The sequence below is a fragment of the Mucilaginibacter phyllosphaerae genome (assembly GCF_004378255.1).
GTDB classification, from domain to species: Bacteria; Bacteroidota; Bacteroidia; order Sphingobacteriales; family Sphingobacteriaceae; genus Mucilaginibacter; species Mucilaginibacter phyllosphaerae.
Genome location: NZ_SNQG01000001.1, coordinates 1027326 through 1047831, shown reverse-complemented (window position 1 = coordinate 1047831; position 20506 = coordinate 1027326). Strand labels below are relative to the sequence as shown.

The following is a 20506-nucleotide window of genomic DNA, read 5'->3' as shown; positions in this document are numbered from 1 at the left end:
TTTACAATTAAACCACGATGTACTCTTTATGGCAGTTTGATTACTTTTTGACAATATCTCTCTGTTCATCCATAACAAAAATGCCCCGTATTACCGGGGCATTTTTTGTTATGTTATGGTGTGGTTTTTCTTGATTCTTGCATGGGGTTGCTACCGCTGGTAGCGCCTCTTGGTAAGCTTTGCTGTTTAAACAGCTCAAACCTGGTTGGTGCCGTTTCTCGTGGCCAGCTGTTGTTACTCTCGTCAATGTCGGCAGTTTCGCGTTCCGGGTCAAGTTTAATGGAGCGTACCTCTTTGGCTTTAGCAAATACTTTGGTTACCTTTTGCTCGTTATGGCGCCAAATATAGGCCGAGATCTTCTCGGTTTCTTTAGTGCCGTCGGTGTAGGTCCACTCAATTATCAATGGCGATACACAACCGCCACGGTTGGCAAAGCTTAACTCGTAAAAGAAATTTTTGCTATCGTACATCTTCTTCTCTTCCGGGCTAAGGCCGTTATACATGGTCTGGTAGCTTTGGGTGGTCATGGGGGTAGCTGCAAAGCGGTCCCATTTGCTGTAAAAATCCTGCAGGGCGGTATCTGCCTCTACTTCAAATTTTTCGCCTGCGGCTTTGTTGCGTTTGGTACTGATGTTCTCCAGGTTGCGGTCAAAAGTTGCACGGTCAAAAGATGCCTCTGTTGCCGGGTTTTTGGTATTCAGGCGGTAGTATTTAACGCTGTCCAAAGAAATATCAACCGGGTCTGTGCTAAAGAACCATCCGCGCCAAAACCAATCCAGATCCACAGCCGATGCATCTTCCATGGTGCGGAACAGGTCGGCAGGGGTAGGGTGTTTAAAGGCCCAGCGGTGTGCGTAGGTTTTAAAGGCATAATCAAACAGCTCGCGGCCCATTACGGTTTCGCGCAGGATGTTTAAAGCCGTTGCCGGTTTAGCATAAGCATTGGGGCCAAAACGGGTGATGTTCTCTGAGTTGGTCATGATGGGCTCCAACTCGTTCTTTGGCAGCTTCATATAATCAACTATCTTGTAGGCCGGGCCGCGCTGCGATGGGTAATTAGCATCCCATGACTGCTCGGCAAGGTATTGGCAAAAAGTGTTCAACCCTTCGTCCATCCAGGTCCACTGGCGCTCATCAGAGTTTACGATCATCGGGAAAAAGTTGTGGCCAACCTCGTGGATGATCACGCCTATCATACCGTTTTTGGTAGCCTCGCTGTAAGTGCCGTCTTTTTCGGTACGGCCATAGTTAAAGCATATCATCGGGTATTCCATACCGTTTGATGCCTCTACAGATATGGCAACCGGGTATGGGTAAGGGAAGGTAGTTTTTGAGTAGCTGCGCAGGGTATGTGCCACAACTTTGGTTGAGTAACGGCGATACAAGCCATAAGCCTCGGGGCCGTAGTATGACATTGCCATCACTTTTTTACCGCCATCTACACGGGTGCTCATGGCATCCCACACCAAACGGCGCGAGCTTACCCAGGCAAAATCGCGCACATTCTCTGCATGGAAACTCCATGTTTTGCGTGCGGTGGCGTGGCCTTTCATTAATTGTTTAACCTCGTTAAGGTTAACTACCTCAACAGGTTGAGTGGCATTTTGTGCCTCGTTCCAGCGTCTTAATTGGGCAGTGCTCAAGTTTTGTGCGTAATTACTACACTGGCCTGTTCCGCCAACTACGTGGTCGGCGGGTACGTTAAGGTTCACTTTAAAATCGCCAAAGGCTAAGGCAAACTCACCGCGGCCGGTAAATTGTTTATTTTGCCATCCCTGGAAATCGCTGTAAACAGCCATCCGTGGGTACCATTGCGCCATGGTGTACAAGTAATTACTATCCTCAGGGAAAAACTCGTACCCACCGCGGCCACCTATAGTTAGCCTGTCGCTGATGTTGTACCACCAGCTTACCTTAAAACGGAACTTTTGTCCCGGCTGTAGGGTAGCAGGTAATTCCACACGCATCATGGTCTGGTTAATGGTGTATTTAAGTGCGTTGCCGTTAGCATCCATAATGCTTACAATGTGGTTGCCCAGGTCAAGGTTGTGGCCCATAATGCCCTGCAGCTGGCGCATGCTCATCCTGCTTTGCATTTTGCTTTCATCAAACTTTAGGTTTTCGGCATCTTTTTTATGCTCGTTCTCATCCAACTGCAACCAAAGGTAGGTAAGCGGATCAGGCGAGTTATTGGTATAGATAATGGTTTCTATACCGTCCAGGCGTTGCTTGTCATCGTTAAGGGTGGCACTTATCTCGTAATCGGCCTTTTGCTGCCAGTATTTTGGCCCGGGTGCGCCCGATGCCGAACGGTATTCGTTAGGAGTGCTTAACATGGTACCCAGTTGCTCAAACTTATTGCCGTGGTTAGATCCGGGGTTGTTTTCGTTTTGCGCTATGGCTGCTGTAGAAGCAAACATGCAAAGTGAAAGATAGGCGTAAAATTTCTTCATTTGAATTTGATTAATACAAAGCGCTCGATGCACATGATGAATGCTATCCCAAATATAGCAGATGAAAGGAATAACACCCAATCGCGGCGGGGCGTTTTTAGTAATTTTATGATTACATAGGCCATAATAAGCACGGCAAGCACAATGAGTACCTGGCCAAACTCCAACCCAATGTTAAAGGCAAACAGTTCGGCCGTAATATTGGTGCTGGTACCCAGCAGGCTTTTTAAGTAGTTAGAAAAGCCCAGCCCATGGATCAGCCCGAATATCAGCGCCAAAAAATAACTGAAACGTACAGTGATGGCAGACCGCTCTTTGTTGAGGATGTTTACCAAACTGGTCAGCACTATGGTTACCGGGATCAAAAACTCGATAAGCGAGGTGTTTACCTTTACCACGTTCAGCACGCTTAAGGCCAGGGTAATGGAATGCCCTATGGTGAATGCGGTAACCAGTATCAGCACCTTGCGCCAGTCGGCCAGTAGGTAGGTGCCGCAAAGCACGGTAACAAATAAGATGTGGTCGTAGCCCTGCCAATCGCAGATGTGTTGCCAGCCAAGCTGAAAGTATAAGCCAAAATCCTGCATGGATATTAATTAGCGATTGACAATAAAAATAGCGTTTTTTGCGTAAAGATATATTTTACAGGCAATATGCAGGCTTTATTTATTATTTGGTTAGGATTGTTCCACCCGTTTTATGTGAGTGTCACCGAAATTAAACACAACCCTAAAACGCAAGCCGTAGAGGTAAGCTGCCGCATGTTTTATGATGACCTGGAGCATGCGCTTGAAAAAGATAATAAAACCCCGCTGGATATTGTAAAACCTGCCGATAAGGCCCAGCTTAACCGCTTTATTAGCGAGTATGTTAAAAAACACCTGAGCATTAAGGCTGATGGCAAAGTATTAAACTTAAACTATGTTGGCTACGAAATACAAGAGGACGGCGCCTGGGTATATTTTGAAGTGAAAGGTGTATCAACTGTAAAAAAGATAGACATCCACGACGAGTTATTGAACGCCATGCATGCCGAGCAGATCAATATGCTGCATGTAACCGTAGGCGGCCAGCGCAAAAGCACCAAACTGGATGCGCCGGATGCGGATACGAGCTTTAGTTTTTAGCCGGCAAACTTTGCTATATAACCGGTAATTGTATATTTGACATTAAATAACTATTTACCATGTCATCTTTACCAGTCATTTTTAAAAGCATAGCATTTGTAGTTGCTGTGGCTTTTTGCAGCACAATTTGTTTTGCGCAACAAACCCGTACAGTGGCCGATTTTGATAAAGGCTGGCGTTTCCATTTAGGGGATGTAAGCCATGCAGAGCAGCCGGCTGCCGCCGATAAAAGCTGGCGCATTTTAAATTTGCCACATGATTGGAGCATTGAAGGCACCTTTAGTAAAGATAACCCCGCCACTCCCGAAGGCGGCGCTTTGCCGGGCGGCATAGGCTGGTACCGCAAAACATTCACTGTACCGGCAGCATCAAAAGGTAAACAAATTTATATTGATTTCGACGGCGTTTACCAGCATAGCGATGTTTGGATAAACGGGCAGCATCTGGGTTTCAGGTCCAATGGTTATATCTCTTTCAGGTATGATCTTACCCCATATTTAAACTTTGGCGGCAGCAATACCATTGCTGTTAAGGTAAACAATGCCGAGCAGCCAAACTCGCGCTGGTATTCCGGCTCGGGTATTTACCGGAATGTATGGCTGGTTACTACCGCCAAAATAGCTATAGACCACTGGGGAACGTATGTTACTACTCCGCAGGTAAGCAAAGAGCAGGCTGAAATAGCTGTTGAGTTAAAAGTAAAGAATGCGGGTATGGCCAATGCCAACATCAGTACGCATGTTTATGTTTATGATGCAGCAGGTAAACTTATTGCCGGCGGCGGGAGCATCCCGGCAGGTAATACCGCGGACACGTTGACTGCCTTGAAAACCAAGCTGATAGTAAAGAACCCGCGTTTGTGGTCGGTAGATGATCCGTATCTGTACAGGGTGGTTAGTAAGGTTTTTAGCGGTAATAAAGAGGTTGATGCTTACACTGCCAATTTAGGGATCCGTTATTTTAATTTTGATGCCGATAAAGGCTTTTCGTTAAACGGTAAAGCGATGAAAATCCTGGGCGTTTGTAACCATCATGACCTGGGCAGCCTGGGCTCGGCCATCAATACCCGCGCGTTAGAAAGGCAATTGCAGATCTTGAAAGCCATGGGCTGTAACGGTATCCGCACCTCGCATAACCCACCTGCGCCGGAATTGCTGGACCTGTGCGACCGCATGGGTTTTATTGTAATGGATGAGGCCTTTGATATGTGGAAGCTGGAGAAAACCAAATATGATTATCATTTATTTTGGGACGAATGGCATAAGCGCGATCTGCAGGACCAGCTACTGCGCGACCGTAACCACCCATCGGTATTTATTTGGAGCATTGGTAACGAGATAGGGGAGCAGTACAGTAAAACGGATACATCCGGCAGGAACATCGCCCGCGAACTGGCAGGCATCGTACGCGCGATGGATAACAGGCCCATTACATCGGCCAATAACGACCCCAGCAGAACCAGCAACATTATCGCCTCCGGCGCGCTTGACTTGATTGGCTATAATTACCACGAGTTTGATTATGCCAAATTCCATGAAAGGTTCCCCGGTAAAAAGTTTATCGCTACAGAAACCACTTCGGGACTGGAAACCCGCGGGTATTATGAATTCCCGTCAGACAGTATCAGGGTATGGCCGCGCACCTGGGATAAGCCGAATGTAAGGGAAGGCAACCGCGTATCTGCCTTTGACAATGTGCGACCACCATGGGGATCTACCCACGAAGCCACCTGGAAGGTAATGAAAAAGCATGACTACTTATCTGGCATGTATATCTGGACAGGTTTTGATTACCTGGGCGAGCCTACACCTTATAGCTGGCCATCGCGCAGCTCGTACTTCGGTATTGTGGACTTGGCGGGTTTCCCTAAGGATGTTTACTATATGTACCAAAGCGAGTGGACCGATAAGCCGGTGCTGCACCTTTTCCCGCATTGGAACTGGGCGCCTGGCCAAATGGTTGACCTATGGGCTTACTACAACAATGCCGACGAGGTAGAGTTATACCTCAACGGCAAATCGGTAGGTATCAAAAAGAAAACCGGCGACGATTTGCATGTAATGTGGCGTTTACCTTTTGAACCGGGTACGCTTAAGGCTGTATCCCGCAAAAATGGTAAAGTGGTTTTAATAAAAGAAATTAAAACTGCCGGTGCAACTGCTAAAATTGAATTAACAGCTGATCGTAAAACCATTACTGCGGATGGCAAAGACTTATCATTTATTACGGTTAAGGTTTTAGATAAAGATGGTACGCTGGTACCAAATGCCGATAACCGGATAAAATTCACCGTAACAGGCGGCAGCCTTGCCGCTGTTGATAACGGCGACCCGGTTAGTCATGATAGTTTTAGGGCCGATAACATGAAGGCATTTCATGGCCTGGCGCTTGCCGTTATAAGGGGGAGGGAAACGCCCGGCCGTGTTACCGTTACCGCAACAACAGCAGGTTTAAAACCGGTAGTTGTTGAGTTGAATGCGAAATAAGTATGATGTAAAACACACGGCGCGAAGTAATCAACTTTATTCTCCAGGGCTTTGTATCATAAAACTTTGATGTTACTTTGCATGCCTGCACAAGAATGTACGCACTATTTGTGTGTTTTCGTGCAGTAGTAACTTCAAGTAAATCAATCAATTATAAATAAACAATTAAATAAAAATTCATGAGATCATTTAAAGCGCTAATGCTTTTAGTTACGGCATTTACCATTATTGCATTCAGTTCCTGCAAAAAGGATAGTACAGATGATTTATTATCTACCAGTACCATATCTGCCGATGTTGATGGTACTGCCACCGTTTATACAACTAATGCGCTTGCCGTTAAAGGGGAATTAAACGGTGCAGAATTTACCAGCATTCAAGGTACAGATAAGGATGGTAACACCATCTCTATGTCGGTTTACGGAACTTTAAAAGCCGGGAAAACTTATGTTTCTACTTCATCTGAATTTGAAGATAAGCCAACCATATCGTTTTCTAACGCCAATGGCGATGATATTTATTTTAATGATGAAGCCAGCATCCAAACCATTACCGTAACTGCTGCATCTGCCAATAAAGTTGAGGGTACATTTTCGGGAAAAGTTAGCACCGGTGCGTTGGGCAACGGGGCTGTTAAAACTAAAACGTTTACCAACGGTAAATTTAAAGTTGCTATTATAAGCAAGTAAGTTAAACCAACCATAAAACAAGAAAGCCGGCATACGCCGGCTTTCTTGTTTTATACATCCGGAGAACTTTCAAACCCTGGAAAGAACAAATGGATTTATTGAATGTTACCCAAACATGAAAAAAATCTACCTGCCTTTTGCGTTGCTATTACTATCAGCTTTGCTATTTAGTTGTACAAAGAAAAACAACCCGGCGCCTAAACCTGTACCTGAGACGGTGGCAGAGCGTACCTGCGAAGATCATCAGGATTATTATAACAACGCTAATTTTACCGGGGACTTTTATACCGCTAAAACCGTTTATGATAAGAATGGTAATATTGTAGAACGCAATGGCGATGTGTTATCATACACGGATAACCTGATAACTGTAAAAGGCGTCGCGATCGATTATCAAATTACATTATCGGCAGGGCTGGCAACTAAAATAGCCCATGACGAGAATAACTACAAAGAAATAATTTATGATAGCGACGGCCGCATCAGTGTTATTAAAGATCATTTCTATACAGATGTGATTTCTTACAGCCTCACTTATCAAAATGGTAATTTAACTGCTATTACAAGAAAGATAGAAAGTAACGGAATACAGGAACAATACATTATCAAATACCTGTCTGACACCAAAAATGCGCTGCTTACAGATCAAACAGATGTGATATACGTTATCCTGAATGATTTTATTCCGCAGAAGAATTTAGGAAAGCTTTCTCTTAACGCCGTTTCTAAAATCACAAACACCTATAAAAGTTCAGGCGCGTTAAGTGAAGATTATACGGACTTTACATATAGTAATAACGGTGATAAAATAAAGGTTAGTGAGGTTCACACCGGCGCCGATAATGCGCTAAATCCATCCGGGCCAATTGTACCAAATCCAAACAAAAGTACCGCCACTTATTATGAATTAAGTAAAATTTGCCCGTAAACCTTTGTTACGCCGTCATTGCGAGGTACGAAGCAGTCTCTTCACATGCAAAGTCGGTAGATTGCTTCGTACCTCGCAATGACGTGTGGATCACTTTACTCCGTTAGTACGGTAAACTTAAAATCCAGCGGTTCAAAATTGCGGATGAGCTCATCTATAAAAAGCTGGCCCCATTTTACGTAGCTTAATCCAAAATTTTCCTGCCGTTCCTGCAAACTGTTGCCAGGGAATATATCTGCCTTAATATGTTCTATCTGTTCTAAACGGGTTTGATAATTGCGCTTTTCGGCTTTTACCATCTTCCGTTGCAGGTTATCTATGGCGTGTTTAAGGCGTGCCTGTATTGCCGCTGCAGATGGTTCCAGCGTGCGGTCTATTTTGTGTGAGTGCAATTTTATTTTTTCGAAAATGCGTTCTAACTCGCGCCATTCATCGGCCAGGGTCAAATCATGGTTGCTGTGTTTTTTTACCCAGCTGTTTTTGATCTCGTCGGCGCTTTTAAAGATCTCGGCAGGGGCAAGCTCCATGCCTTTGATCTTGGCAGCCGTTTCCTTACGGATCACCAACCCGGAGTTACGCAAAATCAGTATAGGGAAATCTACCTTATAAAAATCAAAGTTCGATTTTAATTCCAGCCAGTAAACCACTTCGGCACCCCCACCTACATAGGCAATGTTAGGTAAAATGCACTCCTGGTACAGCGGCCGCATCACTACATTAGGGCTAAACCTTTCCGGAGCGGTTTTTAACTCCTCTTTTAATTCAGCTTCGGTAAAGCTGATGTCGGTATTCATCACGTTGTAGCGGTCGTTCTCAAAAACAAGGCGCTCGCGTAAGTTATCCTTCAGATAAAAAAAGTTGATCTCGCGTGGGTTTACCTGTATATGCACCCCCAACTTTTGTAATTGCAAGTTAGCTGCGGTAATATTTTTAAAGCTATTCTGTTCAATAATATCCCGCTCCATAATCGGCGCAAAAGATTGTTTAAGGCGATGATCATCGGCATCGATAATTACCAAACCATATCTGCCAAAAAGGGCATTCACTAAATAACGGGTAGCATCGGCAAGATGATCAAATTTGGTGTAGGCGGTCTCTACCATTTCGCCCAGTTCTGATGAATGGCCGTCTATGCCTAAAACGCCCTTGTATTGGTTAAGCGCCTGGCGCATGGTATCCGGGTTGATACGCCCTGTTGCACCCGAGGCTTCGTACCACCAGTGTACCTTTTTGCCGCCGATGTTAGTGTAGTTTATTTCGGCAAAATCATGGTCCTCAGATGCCATCCAGTAAACCGGTACAAAATTCTTATCAGGATGGGCTTCTTTAAGCTGTCTGCACAATTTTATAGCAGTAACTATTTTGTAAATAAAGTAAAGCGGACCGGTGAATATATTAAGCTGGTGGCCTGTGGTAACGGTGTACGTATCGTTATCTTTTAACAGTTCGATGCGTTTGCGAATAAAATCTGCCGATTCCAGCTCTGGCTCGCCTTTTTGAGAGTTGCCAAAATACTGTTCCAGCAAAACTTCTGCTAACAAGTTGCGATCTGCAGTAACTTTTTTATGATCAAAAAAATCAGCAAAACCTTGCAGGGTGGGGCGCTCGCCGTAAAACGACTTTAATTCGGGAGCATTCTCCAGGTAATCAATAACCGTTTGGGAAAAATACCCGGTGTCTTTATAGTCAATACAGGCTGCGTCCATTGTTTGTGAATTTCGGATATAGATGCTTGGCGTATATTTACTCACCCGGTCATTGCTTTGCTCGACCACCCTCTCTTCGCTGCGCGGAAAGGGGGTTTTGCTCTTCTTCTTACCCTCTTTCCGAAGCAGAGAGGGCCGACAAGCGTAGCGTAGTCGGGGTGAGTTAATTGCCGGGTATATTATACCAGCATTTATAACTGATGTCGAAATTAGATTTTAATATCTTAATAGCAACACACGGCCGGTAAAATCGGTTTTATTTTACAATTTGTCCATAAAGGTCAAAGTCCTCGGCGGTGTTAATTTTAACGTTAACAAAGGTACCTACTGCTGCATAGTCAATAGCTGCATCGATCAAAACCTCGTTGTCCACCTCGGGCGAATCATATTCTGTACGGCCAACAAAGTAACCGCCGTCTTTCTTATCAATCAGCACTTTGTAGGTATTGCCTATCTTCTCCTGGTTTTTATCGAAAGATATGCCCTGTTGGATTTCCATAATGGCATCGGCTCGTTCTTGCTTAACTTCTTCAGGTACGTCATCCACCAAAGTATGGGCGTGTGTTTTCTCTTCGTGCGAGTAGGTGAAGCAACCCAGGCGGTCAAATTTGGTATCCTCAACCCATTGTGCCATTTCTTCAAAATCCTGTTGTGTTTCGCCGGGGTAACCGGTTATCAGCGTAGTACGCATAGCTATATTAGGTACACGGTCGCGGATCTCGTTCACTACATCAATGGTTTTTTGCTTGGTTAAGCCTCGACGCATAGATTTTAGCATGTTATCTGTAATGTGCTGTAAGGGCATATCCAGGTACTTGCAAATATTATCGCGCTCGTTCATCACATCCAAAACTTCCATCGGGAAGCCCGAAGGGTAGGCGTACTGCATCCTGATCCATTCCACACCGTTCACATCACTCAGTCGGCGCAGCAGCTCGTCCAGATTACGCTTGCCATACAGGTCGAGGCCATAATAGGTAAGGTCCTGTGCAATCAGGATCAATTCCTTCGTTCCGTTCTTCACCAGGCTTTCGGCGTTCTTAACCAATTGGTCAATAGGCGTACTTACGTGTTTACCGCGCATCAGCGGGATAGCACAGAAAGAGCAGGGGCGATTGCAGCCCTCGGCAATTTTAAAGTATGCAAAGTGCGATGGGGTGGTTAGCAATCGTTCGCCGATCAATTCGTGGCGGTAATCAGCACCTATGCTGTGCAGGATGTTTTGCAGATCGTTGGTGCCAAAGTAGGCATCCACATTGGTAATTTCGGCTTCCAGCTCGGGTTTGTAACGTTCGCTCAGGCAGCCGGTTACAATAACCTTACCCACCTTACCCTGATCCTTCAATTCGCTGTATTGCAAAATGGTATCGATGGATTCCTGCTTGGCATTATCAATAAAACCGCAGGTATTGATGACAATGATGTCATCGCTGCGCATTTTATCAGATTCGTGTACTACATCAAAGGCGCTGCCCTTAAGCTGGCCCATCAGTACTTCACTATCGTATATGTTTTTTGAACAGCCTAAAGTAACCACGTTTACACGGGGCTTCTTTATTAGTATCGGCTTTGTAATTTCTTTTGTTCTCATTATATTTTTTTCACCGATTGAATGATTATTTTGATTTCACCTATTTGGACTGATAATCAAACTAAACAGACAATCGCTTTATGGAACAGCTTATATTACCAAAGTTTATAAGCAGTCCGGTTTTTACTTTCGCTGCCTTTAAATATGACAGCACTTGTTTTTGAAATAATACAGGGGTATAAATTCCTGTAAAAGATTTAATTTCGACAATAACCTTGTTCTCTATAAAAAAATCACAGCGAAAGTGTCCAACGAGTTTATCTTTAAAATATAGGTTAAACTCTTTTTCTACTTCAAAGTTCAATCCTTCTAATTGAAGCTGATGCTGTAGTGCTTTAGAATAAACTTTCTCTAAAAAACCCGGCCCTAATCCTTTATGAACTTCAAAACAGCAACCAATTATTTTTTCTGTTAATAGATCTTTTTCAAACTCCGCCATTTCAAATCAGTGAAATCATCTTAATCTTAATTAATCGGTGAAAAAAATAATTATTTAAACAAGCTATCAACAAATGCCTGCCTGTCAAAAAGCTGCAGGTGTTCTACACCTTCCCCTACACCTATATATTTTACTGGGATCTTGAACTGGTCTGATATGCCTATTACTACACCACCTTTGGCCGTGCCATCCAGCTTGGTTAGGGCCAGGGCGTTTACGGCGGTAGCCTCGGTAAATTGTTTGCATTGCTCAATGGCGTTTTGCCCGGTTGATGCATCCAGTACCAGCAAAATCTCGTGTGGTGCACCGGGCACTACCTTTTGCATTACGTTTTTGATTTTGGTAAGCTCGTTCATCAACCCTACCTTATTATGTAAACGGCCTGCGGTATCAATTATGGCTACATCGTCGCCGTTAGATACTGCAGATCGGAGAGTATCATAGGCAACAGATGCCGGGTCGCTGCCCATGGCTTGTGCCACAACCTTTACCCCAACGCGGTCGCCCCAAAGTTTTATCTGGTCAACTGCCGCCGCACGGAAGGTATCTGCAGCACCCAAAACTACCTGGTTACCGGCTTGCTTTAGCTTATGGGCCAGCTTGCCAATGGTAGTGGTTTTGCCAACGCCATTTACACCAACCACCATAATTACGTAAGGCTTATGCGTGCCGTATTCAAAACTCTGGAAATCGTTACTGTTATTTTCGGCAAGCAGTTTTTGGATCTCGTCTTTCAGCAGGTTGTTCAGTTCGGATGTGCTAACGTACTTGTCTTTAGCCACACGTGCCTGTATCCGCTCAATTATTTTAAGGGTGGTAGTAACACCAACGTCTGATGTTACCAGCACTTCTTCCAGGTCATCCAGCACATCATCATCAACGGTGCTTTTACCGGCAATTACTTTGGTTATCTTGGAGAAGAAGTTGTCCTTGGTTTTTTCCAGCCCGGTGTCAAGCGCCTGCTGTTCCTGCTGCGTGGTTTCCTTTTTCTTGAAAAAATCAAATAATCCCATAGGTGATCAGAATTTACAGAATTTAAGAATTTTCGAAATTTATAGACGTGTTCAGAAGACAAGAAGAAAGGCTATTCTGTAAATCCTTAAATTCTATAAATTCTGATTCAGACTAAATATAACAAAAAAAGCCCTCTCGTTATCAACAAGACGGCTTTTATATTATAATCAAAAGTAATTATGCTTTACCTTCAATAGCATCTTTGATGTTATCGTTAGGAACGATCTGCTCTTTGAATGAGTAAGCACCTGTACGAGGTGATTTATTCATAGTTATCACTTTTGAAAACTCTTTACCTTTACCCGCTACTTTCAGGGTTGCAACTACTTTCTTTGCCATGTTTTTGTATTTTTATAAGTTGTGCTTATGTTTATTCATCATAATTAAACAATAAATAAGCTGCAGCAAACAAGCTTAAATTATTTAATCTCTTTGTGTACAGTTACTTTTCTTAAAACCGGGTTAAATTTTTTCATTTCCAGTCTTTCAGTTGTATTTTTTTTGTTTTTGGTGGTAATATAACGAGACATACCCGGCATGCCGCTTGTTTTATGCTCTGTGCATTCTAAAATTACCTGAACTCTGTTGCCTTTCTTAGCCATTTTATTTTATGTTTTGAGTTGCCTGCCAATCGTTAAGATATCACATCTTTACCGTAGCCCCAACAATCTATTGATATTAAATAGAGCCTTTTTTTACAAACTTGTTGATACAAGCTGTTATACCATTTTTGCTGATGGTTTTTAATGCTGAAGTAGATACTTTTAGAGTGATCCATTTATCTTCCTCAGGGATATAAAACCTTTTAAGCTTTAAGTTAGGATAAAACTTACGCTTAGTTTTAACGTTTGAATTAGAAACGTTAAAGCCGTTCATGTAGCCTTTTCCTGTTAAATCACAAATTCTTGACATGACAAATATTTTTAAATTCTCGTTCTTCTCCTAAAAAGAGTTTGCAAATATCAGCTTTTTAAGTGAAATAGGCAACAGTGTTTTTAAAATATTTCAAAAAAGATTTTTAGTACCTAAAATTATGGTTTATAATAAATAAGATGATTTGTTAAATGTTGCAAACGGCTTCTTAAAATATTTTAAAAAGCCATTCTTTTAATATACTTCTAACACAAAAATCAGTATTTTACGCCACCATTTATATACTGCCATGCAAGTAAAATCATTTGAAGAATACCAGCAGGTGTACCGCAAAAGCGTTGAACAGCCTGAACAATTTTGGGAAGATATAGCCAACAATTTTTTATGGAAAAAAAAGTGGGACAAGGTTTTAGACTGGAACTTTAAAGAGCCTAAAATAGAATGGTTTAAGGGTGCCAAACTAAACATTACCGAAAACTGCCTTGACCGCCACCTGGAACATAACGGTGATACCCCCGCCATCATCTGGGAACCAAACGACCCGGCCGAAGATCACCGCGTGTTAACTTATAAACAACTGCACGATAAAGTTTGCCAGTTTGCCAATGTGCTTAAAAATAACGGCGCCAAAAAAGGTGACCGGATCTGTATCTATATGCCTATGGTGCCGGAACTGGCTATTGCTGTTTTGGCCTGCGCGCGTATCGGTGCCGTGCATTCCGTAGTGTTTGGGGGGTTCTCGGCGCAATCTATTGCAGATAGGATCAAGGATGCGGAATGTAATATCATTATAACAGCAGATGGCAGCCACCGTGGTACTAAAGAAGTGCCGCTTAAATCAATTATTGATGATGCGCTGGTGCAGTGCCCGTCTATCCAAAAGGTAATTGTACTTACCCGCAGCCACACGCCGGTATCGATGATCAAAGGCCGCGATGTATGGTGGGAAGATGAAGTTAAGAAGGTAGAAACACAAGGCAACCCGGATTGCCCTGCAGAAGAAATGGATGCCGAGGATATGCTGTTCATTTTGTACACCTCAGGCTCTACCGGTAAACCAAAGGGTGTGGTGCATACTTGCGGCGGTTATATGGTTTATACAGGCTATACCTTTACCAATGCCTTCCAGTACCAGCCAGGCGAAGTTTATTTTTGCACGGCAGATATCGGCTGGATCACGGGGCACTCTTATATCGCATACGGGCCGCTTACGCAGGGCGCTACCAGCGTGTTATTCGAGGGGATACCCACCTGGCCGGATGCGGGCAGGCTTTGGGATATTGTAGAAAAATTTAAGGTTAATATATTATATACGGCCCCAACGGCCATCCGCTCGCTGATGAGTTTTGGCGATGATGTACTGAATGGTAAAGATTTTAGTTCACTTACCAAGCTGGGATCTGTAGGGGAGCCCATTAATGAGGAAGCCTGGCACTGGTTCGACGAAAAGATAGGTAAAGGCAAATGCCCCATTGTAGATACCTGGTGGCAAACTGAAACCGGCGGTTTCATGATCTCGCCTATTGCTAACGTTACGCCATTAAAACCGGGTTATGCTACCTTGCCGCTGCCAGGTGTGCAACCTATATTGGTTGACGAGAATGGTAAAGAGATTGAAGGCAACGGCGTAAGCGGTAACCTTTGCATCAAATTCCCGTGGCCGGGTATGCTGCGTACCACCTATGGCGACCATGAGCGTTGCCGGACCACTTATTTTGCCACCTACGATAATTTATATTTTACAGGCGACGGTTGCCTGCGCGATGCCGACGGTTATTACCGTATTACCGGCCGTGTAGATGATGTATTGAATGTATCCGGCCACCGCATTGGTACCGCCGAAGTAGAGAACGCCATTAATATGCACAGCAGCGTGGTAGAAAGCGCAGTGGTTGGCTACCCGCATGATATTAAGGGCCAGGGTGTTTATGCTTTTGTGGTTAGCCCGGGTAAACACGGTAACGAGGAACTTACCCGTAAGGATATCATGATGACCGTTTCGCGCATCATTGGCGCCATAGCCAGGCCGGATAAGATCCAGTTTGTGAGCGGATTACCCAAAACACGCTCGGGTAAAATAATGCGCCGCATTTTGCGCAAAATAGCCGAAGGCGATACCGCCAACTTAGGTGATACCTCTACCTTGCTTGACCCTGCTGTAGTTGAAGAGATAAAGGAAGGGGCTTTATAAGGAAGGCAGGAAGATAAATAACATTTGATGTGCTTTTTAAATTATTGAATTAATAGCTTAAATTTGATATATGGAACTCGTATTAAAAAATGTACAGAAAAAACACCTGCCGCTTATCTCAGAATTAGCTAAAACATTAAAAATTGAATTATCTGAACCGGTTGAAGATGACAATTATTATTTAAAAGCTATGCAGGAGGGCAGGAATACAGCCATGCTAAGTGAGCAGGAAAAGTTAGACTTTATTTCTTCCCTGAAAGCAAAATAATGCAAATAGAAATCCGGTCATCTTTTACGAAGGATGTAAAGAAGTTGTCGGACGACTTGAAAGGAAAAATTGAAAGTGCGATTTTGATGATGATAAATTCACAAGGTTTAACAGATATTTCTAATGTAAAGCCGCTAAAAGGAGGAAAGAGCGCACACAATGCTTACCGTATGCGAATTGGTGATTATAGAATTTGTTTTTACCTGGAAAATCATACGATAGAATTAGTAAGAGTATTACCTCGAAAAGACGTTTATAAATTGTTCCCTTAAATAGTCTAAACTAATTAACTCGGTTGGTTGTTAGTTAGCATGATATCAAAAATAAAATCATTTTTAGTTTGCATTCTTGTGTTGCCGGCGTTGGCCCTCAGTGCGCAGGATGTAGGGCAAACCATCATTGATAATGCTGCTGTAACACAGTATATTATACAACATCTCAAATAGCAGAACTTGCGCTGAAAGATGCTGCCGGTGCAGCAAGCAGCAGTAAATCAGGGCGGGATCTCACCTACAACCCATCGCCCCGGATAAGGAGCCGGGTTATTGATAATTTATCGGCAAAATTTAAGTTGAATGCGGCAGCCACGGTTAAGTTGAAGCAAGCCGATATGAATAAAGCTTTTAACAGCATCGCTTCGCCGTATGGATTAAGCTATGATGATGCCGCCGATATTGTTGCGGCATATGAGGTGGTTAACTGGATGATCGCCAATCAGGCTGCTAATCCTCAAAAACTGCCGTACTGGCTGTACGTAACGCGGCTGCGGCAAGTTTATCTCAAAACAGGGCTATCTATGCTGATGCGGGCAACCGGGCTATGCTGGGCGAAGAGTTAAAAGTATTAAGTGTGATACTGCATTCAGGTTGGCAGGCTGCTAATAAAAAAGGTACTTCAAAAGCCTTTAGCAACGCCATAGCAGCGCAATATAAAGCTCAGTTTGGCCGGGAAATGCGTAATCTTAAGTTGGATAACAGCGGCTTTCATCCATAAAAAATTCAAACCAATTTGTAAATAACCTGTTGTTTCATTACATCTAAATAAGGAGAACATTACCATGGACAAATTAGAATTAAAAGGCGGCTGGAACGAGTTAAAGGGTAAAATAAAACAAGCCTACGGCGATTTAACCGATGACGACTTGAAGCACGAAGAAGGTAAAGACGACGAAACGCTGGGCCGCCTGCAGCAAAAAACAGGCAAAACCCGCGAAGGGTTGATAGACTGGTTGAAAAGTTTATAATGATCAAAAATTAGTGATAAGGGGATATGTTCCTGTCACTCTGAAGAAGCCTCAATTTAATTGGGGCTTTTTTATTGATGGATGGTGAACAATATTATATTTTTATAGTCTAATCTAAACAGCATTGTCAACCCAACCACAACCTGCACTCCTTCAGCCCAAAGCCCAAATAAATTATATCGACCATATTAAAGTAGTGCTTACCGTACTGGTTATTTTGCACCATACCGTTATAGCTTATGGTGCGCCGGGCGGCTGGTACTACACACAAAAATCAACATTGATGGGCGCTATTATCCCTATGACGGTTTTTGTATCTGTTAACCAGGCGTTTTTTATGGGGTTCTTTTTCTTTCTGTCGGCATTGTTTGTGCCTTCATCTTACGATAAAAAAGGCCCGCTAAAATTTGTTACCGATAGGTTGCTGCGATTGGGCATCCCATTGGTGTTTTACTCTTTTGTATTGTCGCCATTCCTCAGCTTTATATCCTACAAATGGGCAGAAGGGCACGATGTTACCTATGCACAATATTTAAGCGGATTTGATAGCTGGATAGATTTTGGCGTGTTATGGTTTGTGGCAGCCCTGCTGCTGTTTAACCTGTTTTATGTTTTTTACCGGCTGATAGCAGGGCGTACAGAATTTTTGCTTGCTTTACCTGTTGTTACGCGTATATTAATATTTGCCATAGGTATAGGTTTAATAAGTTTTGCCGCGCGTATCATCTTCCCGGTAGGTTGGGTACTTAAACCGCTGGGCTTTCAGTTGGGGCACTTTGCCCAATACATTGCTTTGTTTATTGGCGGATTGGTAGCCGCACGCAATCAGTGGCTTAATGATGTAAAGCTTAAAACAGGTACAACCATGCGTACTGTGACTATTTGCCTTATTGTTTTTGGCTTCCCGTTACTTTTTATCATACGCAAAATATTAAATTTTCCGGTAGAATGGTATTCTGGTGGTTTACACTGGCAGCAGGCAGAGTACGCCATTTGGGAACAGTTGGTTGGTTTTAGTATTATCACTGCTTTGCTTTGTATTGGTAAATACCGCTGGAACAGCTCATCGGCTTTTTTAAGCAAACTATCGCGCAGTGCCTTTGCGGTGTATATTTTTCATCCCTTGCTTATTGTATCATTAACGGTGGCCCTGAGTGGGTGGGCTGTTGACCCCGCTTTAAAGTTTTTACTGGTTGCGCCGCTGGCTGTAGCTGGCAGCTTTTTACTGGGGATGGTACTGGTTAAAATTCCCGGCATCAATAAGATTATTTAATGCCTTTGAGCAAAAAGCTTAATTCAATTATAGTTATTTTTGCTGCCATGACAAAAGCTAAACAACCCACCATACTGGTAGTGAATGATGACGGTATAACCGCACCGGGCATCAAAGCCCTGATGCATACCATGAAAGAGATTGGCCGTGTTGTGGTGGTAGCGCCGGATAGTCCGCAGTCGGGCATGGGGCATGCCATTACCATTGGTAAACCATTGCGTTTAGATGAGGTAGATATTTACGAGGGGATAGAAATGTACCGTTGCAGCGGCACCCCGGTAGATTGTGTAAAGCTGGCCGTAACCAAAGTGTTCAACGGTGTAAAGCCCGATCTGTGCGTGTCGGGCATCAATCATGGGTTAAACAACTCTATTAATGTATTGTACTCAGGCACCATGTCTGCAGCGGTAGAGGGGGCCATAGAAAGTATCCCTTCTATTGGGTTTTCGCTGGATGACTATTCCATGCAGGCTGATTTTGAGCCTTGCCAAAAATTTGTAAAAGAAATAGCCCAGCAGGTTTTAGCGCATGGCTTGCCTGCCGGTACGGTGCTAAACGTAAATTTCCCGGCGGGCAATAAGATAAAGGGCGTAAAGATCTGCCGCCAGGCCAACGCCAAATGGGCCGAAGAATTTGATATGCGCATGGATCCTTACAAGCGGCCGTATTATTGGCTTACCGGTGTGTTCCAGAATAACGATCAGGGGCAGGATACCGATGTTTGGGCACTGGAGCATAACTACGCATCCATTGTGCCTGTTCAGTTTGATATGACGGCCCACCACGCCATACCCGTACTCAATACCTGGTTGTTTAATGTTTAAAAGTAACAACCTTTTGTTGGGCATGGTATATGGCCTTATACCGCCGGTTTTAGCCTGGCTTATATTTGCCGTTTGGTTAAAAAATGATGGGATGATGATGGATAAACCTGCTATGCCATATCTGATAGCCATTGGGATAAATTTAGTATTGCTCCGGTTTTCGGCAAGGGCTTACCTTGATAAAACATCTAACGGCATTATGATAGCTACCTTTGCATGTACGCTGTTAATATTTATATTAAAAATATACAGATAATGAAGTACTACCTGGTAGCCGGCGAGGCATCCGGCGATTTGCATGGGGCAAACCTGATGAAAGCCTTAAAAGAGCTGGACCGGCAGGCCGACTTCCGTTTTTTTGGCGGCGACCTGATGCAGGCCGAAGGTGGTACACTGGTAAAGCACTACGCCGATATGGCCTTTATGGGTTTTGTGGAGGTGGCGCTTAACCTGAGCACCATCCTTAAAAACCTGAAAAAGTGCAAACAGGATATTGTGGCTTACCAGCCGGATGTATTAGTGCTGATAGATTTTCCCGGGTTTAATTTAAAAATAGCCGAGTTTGCCAAAGCGCAGGGCTTGTTGGTTTGCTATTACATTTCCCCAAAAGTTTGGGCCTGGAACCAAAAACGGGTACTCAAAATAAAAAAGGTTGTAGACCACCTGTTTTGCATATTACCATTCGAGGTTGATTTTTATAAAACCTGGGGGATGGATATCGATTATGTAGGCAACCCCTTGCTGGATGCCGTGGATGCCTTTAAACCACAGGCTAACTTTTTTACCGATAATAACCTTACCGGCAAAAATATAGTGGCCCTGTTACCCGGCAGCCGTAAGCAGGAAATAAGCCGGCTGCTGCCCCAAATGCTGGGCGCTATGCATCAGTTTCCGCATCATCAGTTTGTAATAGCAGGTGCGCCATCTTTTAATAAGGAGTATTACACGCAATATTTAGGCGGGGCACAGGTGCCGGTAATATTTAATGCCACTTATGATATTTTGGCCAATGCCGAAGCTGCTGTTGTAGCATCGGGTACGGCCACGCTGGAAACCGCTTTGTTTAATGTGCCACAGGTGGTGGTATATAAAGGTAATGCCGTTACCATTGGCATTGCACGGATGCTGATCAAAATAAAATTCATTTCGCTGGTTAACCTTATTATGGATAAGGCGGTGGTGAAAGAGCTGATCCAGGCGGATTGCACAGCTATAAAAATTACCGAAGAACTGAATAATCTGCTGCACAATACGCATTACAGGCAGCAAATGCTGGCTGGTTATGATGAACTGGATAACAGGATGGGCACACCGGGCGCATCTGCCAAAACCGCTCAACTGATAGTAAGCTATACCCAAAACAACAAAGCCCTGCTAAAATAGCCGGGCTTTATCGTCTCA

At 43.7% G+C, this 20506-nt stretch carries 23 protein-coding genes; 14 read left to right on the top strand and 9 right to left on the bottom strand.

Annotation, left to right across the window (positions count from 1 at the left end; genetic code table 11):
- Positions 1-113 precede the first annotated feature (113 nt).
- Positions 114-2453, bottom strand: a complete 2340-nt coding sequence (locus tag E2R65_RS04525; protein WP_134335268.1) for a M1 family metallopeptidase — start codon at positions 2451-2453, stop codon at positions 114-116.
- Complete coding sequence (locus tag E2R65_RS04520) at positions 2450-3040, bottom strand: HupE/UreJ family protein (RefSeq protein WP_134335267.1); 591 nt, start codon at positions 3038-3040, stop codon at positions 2450-2452. The genes E2R65_RS04525 and E2R65_RS04520 overlap by 4 nt, the downstream gene beginning before the upstream one ends.
- Before the next feature lie 66 nt (positions 3041-3106).
- Here E2R65_RS04520 and E2R65_RS04515 point away from each other — a divergent pair, with 66 nt between their 5' ends.
- The 4 genes from E2R65_RS04515 to E2R65_RS04500 all read left to right on the top strand — a co-directional run bounded on the left by E2R65_RS04515 (position 3107) and on the right by E2R65_RS04500 (position 7683).
- Entirely contained in the window at positions 3107-3580 is a 474-nt protein-coding gene (locus E2R65_RS04515) for a DUF6702 family protein (protein WP_240043109.1), read from the top strand.
- 59 nt (positions 3581-3639) lie between these two features.
- The gene (gene galB / locus E2R65_RS04510; RefSeq protein ID WP_134335266.1) at positions 3640-6066 is read left to right on the top strand and encodes a beta-galactosidase GalB; all 2427 of its coding nucleotides are present in this window, start codon (positions 3640-3642) and stop codon (positions 6064-6066) included.
- A gap of 179 nt (positions 6067-6245) precedes the next feature.
- Entirely contained in the window at positions 6246-6755 is a 510-nt protein-coding gene (locus E2R65_RS04505) for a hypothetical protein (protein WP_134335265.1), read from the top strand.
- A 115-nt stretch (positions 6756-6870) separates the two neighbouring features.
- Entirely contained in the window at positions 6871-7683 is an 813-nt protein-coding gene (locus tag E2R65_RS04500; protein ID WP_134335264.1) for a hypothetical protein, read from the top strand.
- Positions 7684-7778: 95 nt separating this feature from the next.
- Here the strand turns inward: E2R65_RS04500 and bshC are convergent, their stop codons facing one another.
- The 7 genes from bshC to rpmB form a co-directional block, all read right to left on the bottom strand.
- A complete protein-coding gene (gene bshC / locus E2R65_RS04495) occupies positions 7779-9389 on the bottom strand; it encodes a bacillithiol biosynthesis cysteine-adding enzyme BshC (RefSeq protein ID WP_134335263.1) in 1611 nt (536 codons plus the stop codon).
- Positions 9390-9645: 256 nt separating this feature from the next.
- Positions 9646-10980: a 30S ribosomal protein S12 methylthiotransferase RimO gene (rimO, locus tag E2R65_RS04490; RefSeq protein WP_134335262.1), complete on the bottom strand. Its 1335-nt coding sequence runs from the start codon at positions 10978-10980 to the stop codon at positions 9646-9648.
- Positions 10981-11041: 61 nt separating this feature from the next.
- The gene (locus E2R65_RS04485) at positions 11042-11419 is read right to left on the bottom strand and encodes a GxxExxY protein (RefSeq protein ID WP_134335261.1); all 378 of its coding nucleotides are present in this window, start codon (positions 11417-11419) and stop codon (positions 11042-11044) included.
- 50 nt (positions 11420-11469) lie between these two features.
- Positions 11470-12432 carry a signal recognition particle-docking protein FtsY gene (gene ftsY, locus E2R65_RS04480; protein WP_134335260.1) on the bottom strand — a complete coding sequence of 321 codons (963 nt, stop codon included), beginning with the start codon at positions 12430-12432 and terminating at the stop codon, positions 11470-11472.
- A gap of 178 nt (positions 12433-12610) precedes the next feature.
- Complete coding sequence (locus E2R65_RS04475) at positions 12611-12772, bottom strand: DUF4295 domain-containing protein (protein ID WP_134335259.1); 162 nt, start codon at positions 12770-12772, stop codon at positions 12611-12613.
- An 80-nt stretch (positions 12773-12852) separates the two neighbouring features.
- Positions 12853-13035 (bottom strand): 50S ribosomal protein L33, encoded by a 183-nt coding sequence (gene rpmG / locus E2R65_RS04470; RefSeq protein ID WP_067063463.1) that lies wholly within the window; start codon positions 13033-13035, stop codon positions 12853-12855.
- A 76-nt stretch (positions 13036-13111) separates the two neighbouring features.
- Complete coding sequence (gene rpmB, locus E2R65_RS04465; protein WP_121246453.1) at positions 13112-13345, bottom strand: 50S ribosomal protein L28; 234 nt, start codon at positions 13343-13345, stop codon at positions 13112-13114.
- A gap of 250 nt (positions 13346-13595) precedes the next feature.
- Between rpmB and acs the strand changes: the two genes are divergently transcribed.
- From acs to lpxB, 10 genes are all read left to right on the top strand, one after another.
- Positions 13596-15497: an acetate--CoA ligase gene (gene acs / locus E2R65_RS04460; RefSeq protein ID WP_134335258.1), complete on the top strand. Its 1902-nt coding sequence runs from the start codon at positions 13596-13598 to the stop codon at positions 15495-15497.
- Between the two features lie 70 nt (positions 15498-15567).
- Positions 15568-15765, top strand: a complete 198-nt coding sequence (locus tag E2R65_RS04455) for a hypothetical protein (protein ID WP_134335257.1) — start codon at positions 15568-15570, stop codon at positions 15763-15765.
- Positions 15765-16037, top strand: coding sequence for a type II toxin-antitoxin system RelE family toxin (locus E2R65_RS04450; RefSeq protein ID WP_134335256.1), 273 nt, complete (start codon positions 15765-15767; stop codon positions 16035-16037). Before E2R65_RS04455 ends, E2R65_RS04450 begins: the two co-directional genes overlap by 1 nt.
- A gap of 338 nt (positions 16038-16375) precedes the next feature.
- Complete coding sequence (locus E2R65_RS04445; RefSeq protein WP_134335255.1) at positions 16376-16603, top strand: hypothetical protein; 228 nt, start codon at positions 16376-16378, stop codon at positions 16601-16603.
- Between the two features lie 11 nt (positions 16604-16614).
- Complete coding sequence (locus tag E2R65_RS19590; protein ID WP_158285214.1) at positions 16615-16758, top strand: hypothetical protein; 144 nt, start codon at positions 16615-16617, stop codon at positions 16756-16758.
- 64 nt (positions 16759-16822) lie between these two features.
- Complete coding sequence (locus tag E2R65_RS04440; protein ID WP_134335254.1) at positions 16823-17008, top strand: CsbD family protein; 186 nt, start codon at positions 16823-16825, stop codon at positions 17006-17008.
- A gap of 124 nt (positions 17009-17132) precedes the next feature.
- The gene (locus E2R65_RS04435; protein ID WP_134335253.1) at positions 17133-18281 is read left to right on the top strand and encodes an acyltransferase family protein; all 1149 of its coding nucleotides are present in this window, start codon (positions 17133-17135) and stop codon (positions 18279-18281) included.
- Between the two features lie 47 nt (positions 18282-18328).
- Entirely contained in the window at positions 18329-19105 is a 777-nt protein-coding gene (gene surE / locus E2R65_RS04430; RefSeq protein WP_134335252.1) for a 5'/3'-nucleotidase SurE, read from the top strand.
- Positions 19098-19361 (top strand): hypothetical protein, encoded by a 264-nt coding sequence (locus E2R65_RS04425; RefSeq protein ID WP_134335251.1) that lies wholly within the window; start codon positions 19098-19100, stop codon positions 19359-19361. The genes surE and E2R65_RS04425 overlap by 8 nt, the downstream gene beginning before the upstream one ends.
- Positions 19361-20488, top strand: a complete 1128-nt coding sequence (gene lpxB / locus E2R65_RS04420; RefSeq protein WP_134335250.1) for a lipid-A-disaccharide synthase — start codon at positions 19361-19363, stop codon at positions 20486-20488. Before E2R65_RS04425 ends, lpxB begins: the two co-directional genes overlap by 1 nt.
- Positions 20489-20506 lie beyond the last annotated feature (18 nt).

Bases quoted from the DNA above. Each gene is read 5' to 3' on its own strand.
- E2R65_RS04525 (WP_134335268.1), bottom strand. From the start codon at position 2,453: ATGAAGAAATTTTACGCCTATCTTTCACTTTGCATGTTTGCTTCTACA.
- E2R65_RS04520 (WP_134335267.1), bottom strand. From the start codon at position 3,040: ATGCAGGATTTTGGCTTATACTTTCAGCTTGGCTGGCAACACATCTGC.
- E2R65_RS04515 (WP_240043109.1), top strand. From the start codon at position 3,107: ATGCAGGCTTTATTTATTATTTGGTTAGGATTGTTCCACCCGTTTTAT.
- galB (WP_134335266.1), top strand. From the start codon at position 3,640: ATGTCATCTTTACCAGTCATTTTTAAAAGCATAGCATTTGTAGTTGCT.
- E2R65_RS04505 (WP_134335265.1), top strand. From the start codon at position 6,246: ATGAGATCATTTAAAGCGCTAATGCTTTTAGTTACGGCATTTACCATT.
- E2R65_RS04500 (WP_134335264.1), top strand. From the start codon at position 6,871: ATGAAAAAAATCTACCTGCCTTTTGCGTTGCTATTACTATCAGCTTTG.
- bshC (WP_134335263.1), bottom strand. From the start codon at position 9,389: ATGGACGCAGCCTGTATTGACTATAAAGACACCGGGTATTTTTCCCAA.
- rimO (WP_134335262.1), bottom strand. From the start codon at position 10,980: ATGAGAACAAAAGAAATTACAAAGCCGATACTAATAAAGAAGCCCCGT.
- E2R65_RS04485 (WP_134335261.1), bottom strand. From the start codon at position 11,419: ATGGCGGAGTTTGAAAAAGATCTATTAACAGAAAAAATAATTGGTTGC.
- ftsY (WP_134335260.1), bottom strand. From the start codon at position 12,432: ATGGGATTATTTGATTTTTTCAAGAAAAAGGAAACCACGCAGCAGGAA.
- E2R65_RS04475 (WP_134335259.1), bottom strand. From the start codon at position 12,772: ATGGCAAAGAAAGTAGTTGCAACCCTGAAAGTAGCGGGTAAAGGTAAA.
- rpmG (WP_067063463.1), bottom strand. From the start codon at position 13,035: ATGGCTAAGAAAGGCAACAGAGTTCAGGTAATTTTAGAATGCACAGAG.
- rpmB (WP_121246453.1), bottom strand. From the start codon at position 13,345: ATGTCAAGAATTTGTGATTTAACAGGAAAAGGCTACATGAACGGCTTT.
- acs (WP_134335258.1), top strand. From the start codon at position 13,596: ATGCAAGTAAAATCATTTGAAGAATACCAGCAGGTGTACCGCAAAAGC.
- E2R65_RS04455 (WP_134335257.1), top strand. From the start codon at position 15,568: ATGGAACTCGTATTAAAAAATGTACAGAAAAAACACCTGCCGCTTATC.
- E2R65_RS04450 (WP_134335256.1), top strand. From the start codon at position 15,765: ATGCAAATAGAAATCCGGTCATCTTTTACGAAGGATGTAAAGAAGTTG.
- E2R65_RS04445 (WP_134335255.1), top strand. From the start codon at position 16,376: ATGAATAAAGCTTTTAACAGCATCGCTTCGCCGTATGGATTAAGCTAT.
- E2R65_RS04440 (WP_134335254.1), top strand. From the start codon at position 16,823: ATGGACAAATTAGAATTAAAAGGCGGCTGGAACGAGTTAAAGGGTAAA.
- surE (WP_134335252.1), top strand. From the start codon at position 18,329: ATGACAAAAGCTAAACAACCCACCATACTGGTAGTGAATGATGACGGT.
- E2R65_RS04425 (WP_134335251.1), top strand. From the start codon at position 19,098: ATGTTTAAAAGTAACAACCTTTTGTTGGGCATGGTATATGGCCTTATA.
- lpxB (WP_134335250.1), top strand. From the start codon at position 19,361: ATGAAGTACTACCTGGTAGCCGGCGAGGCATCCGGCGATTTGCATGGG.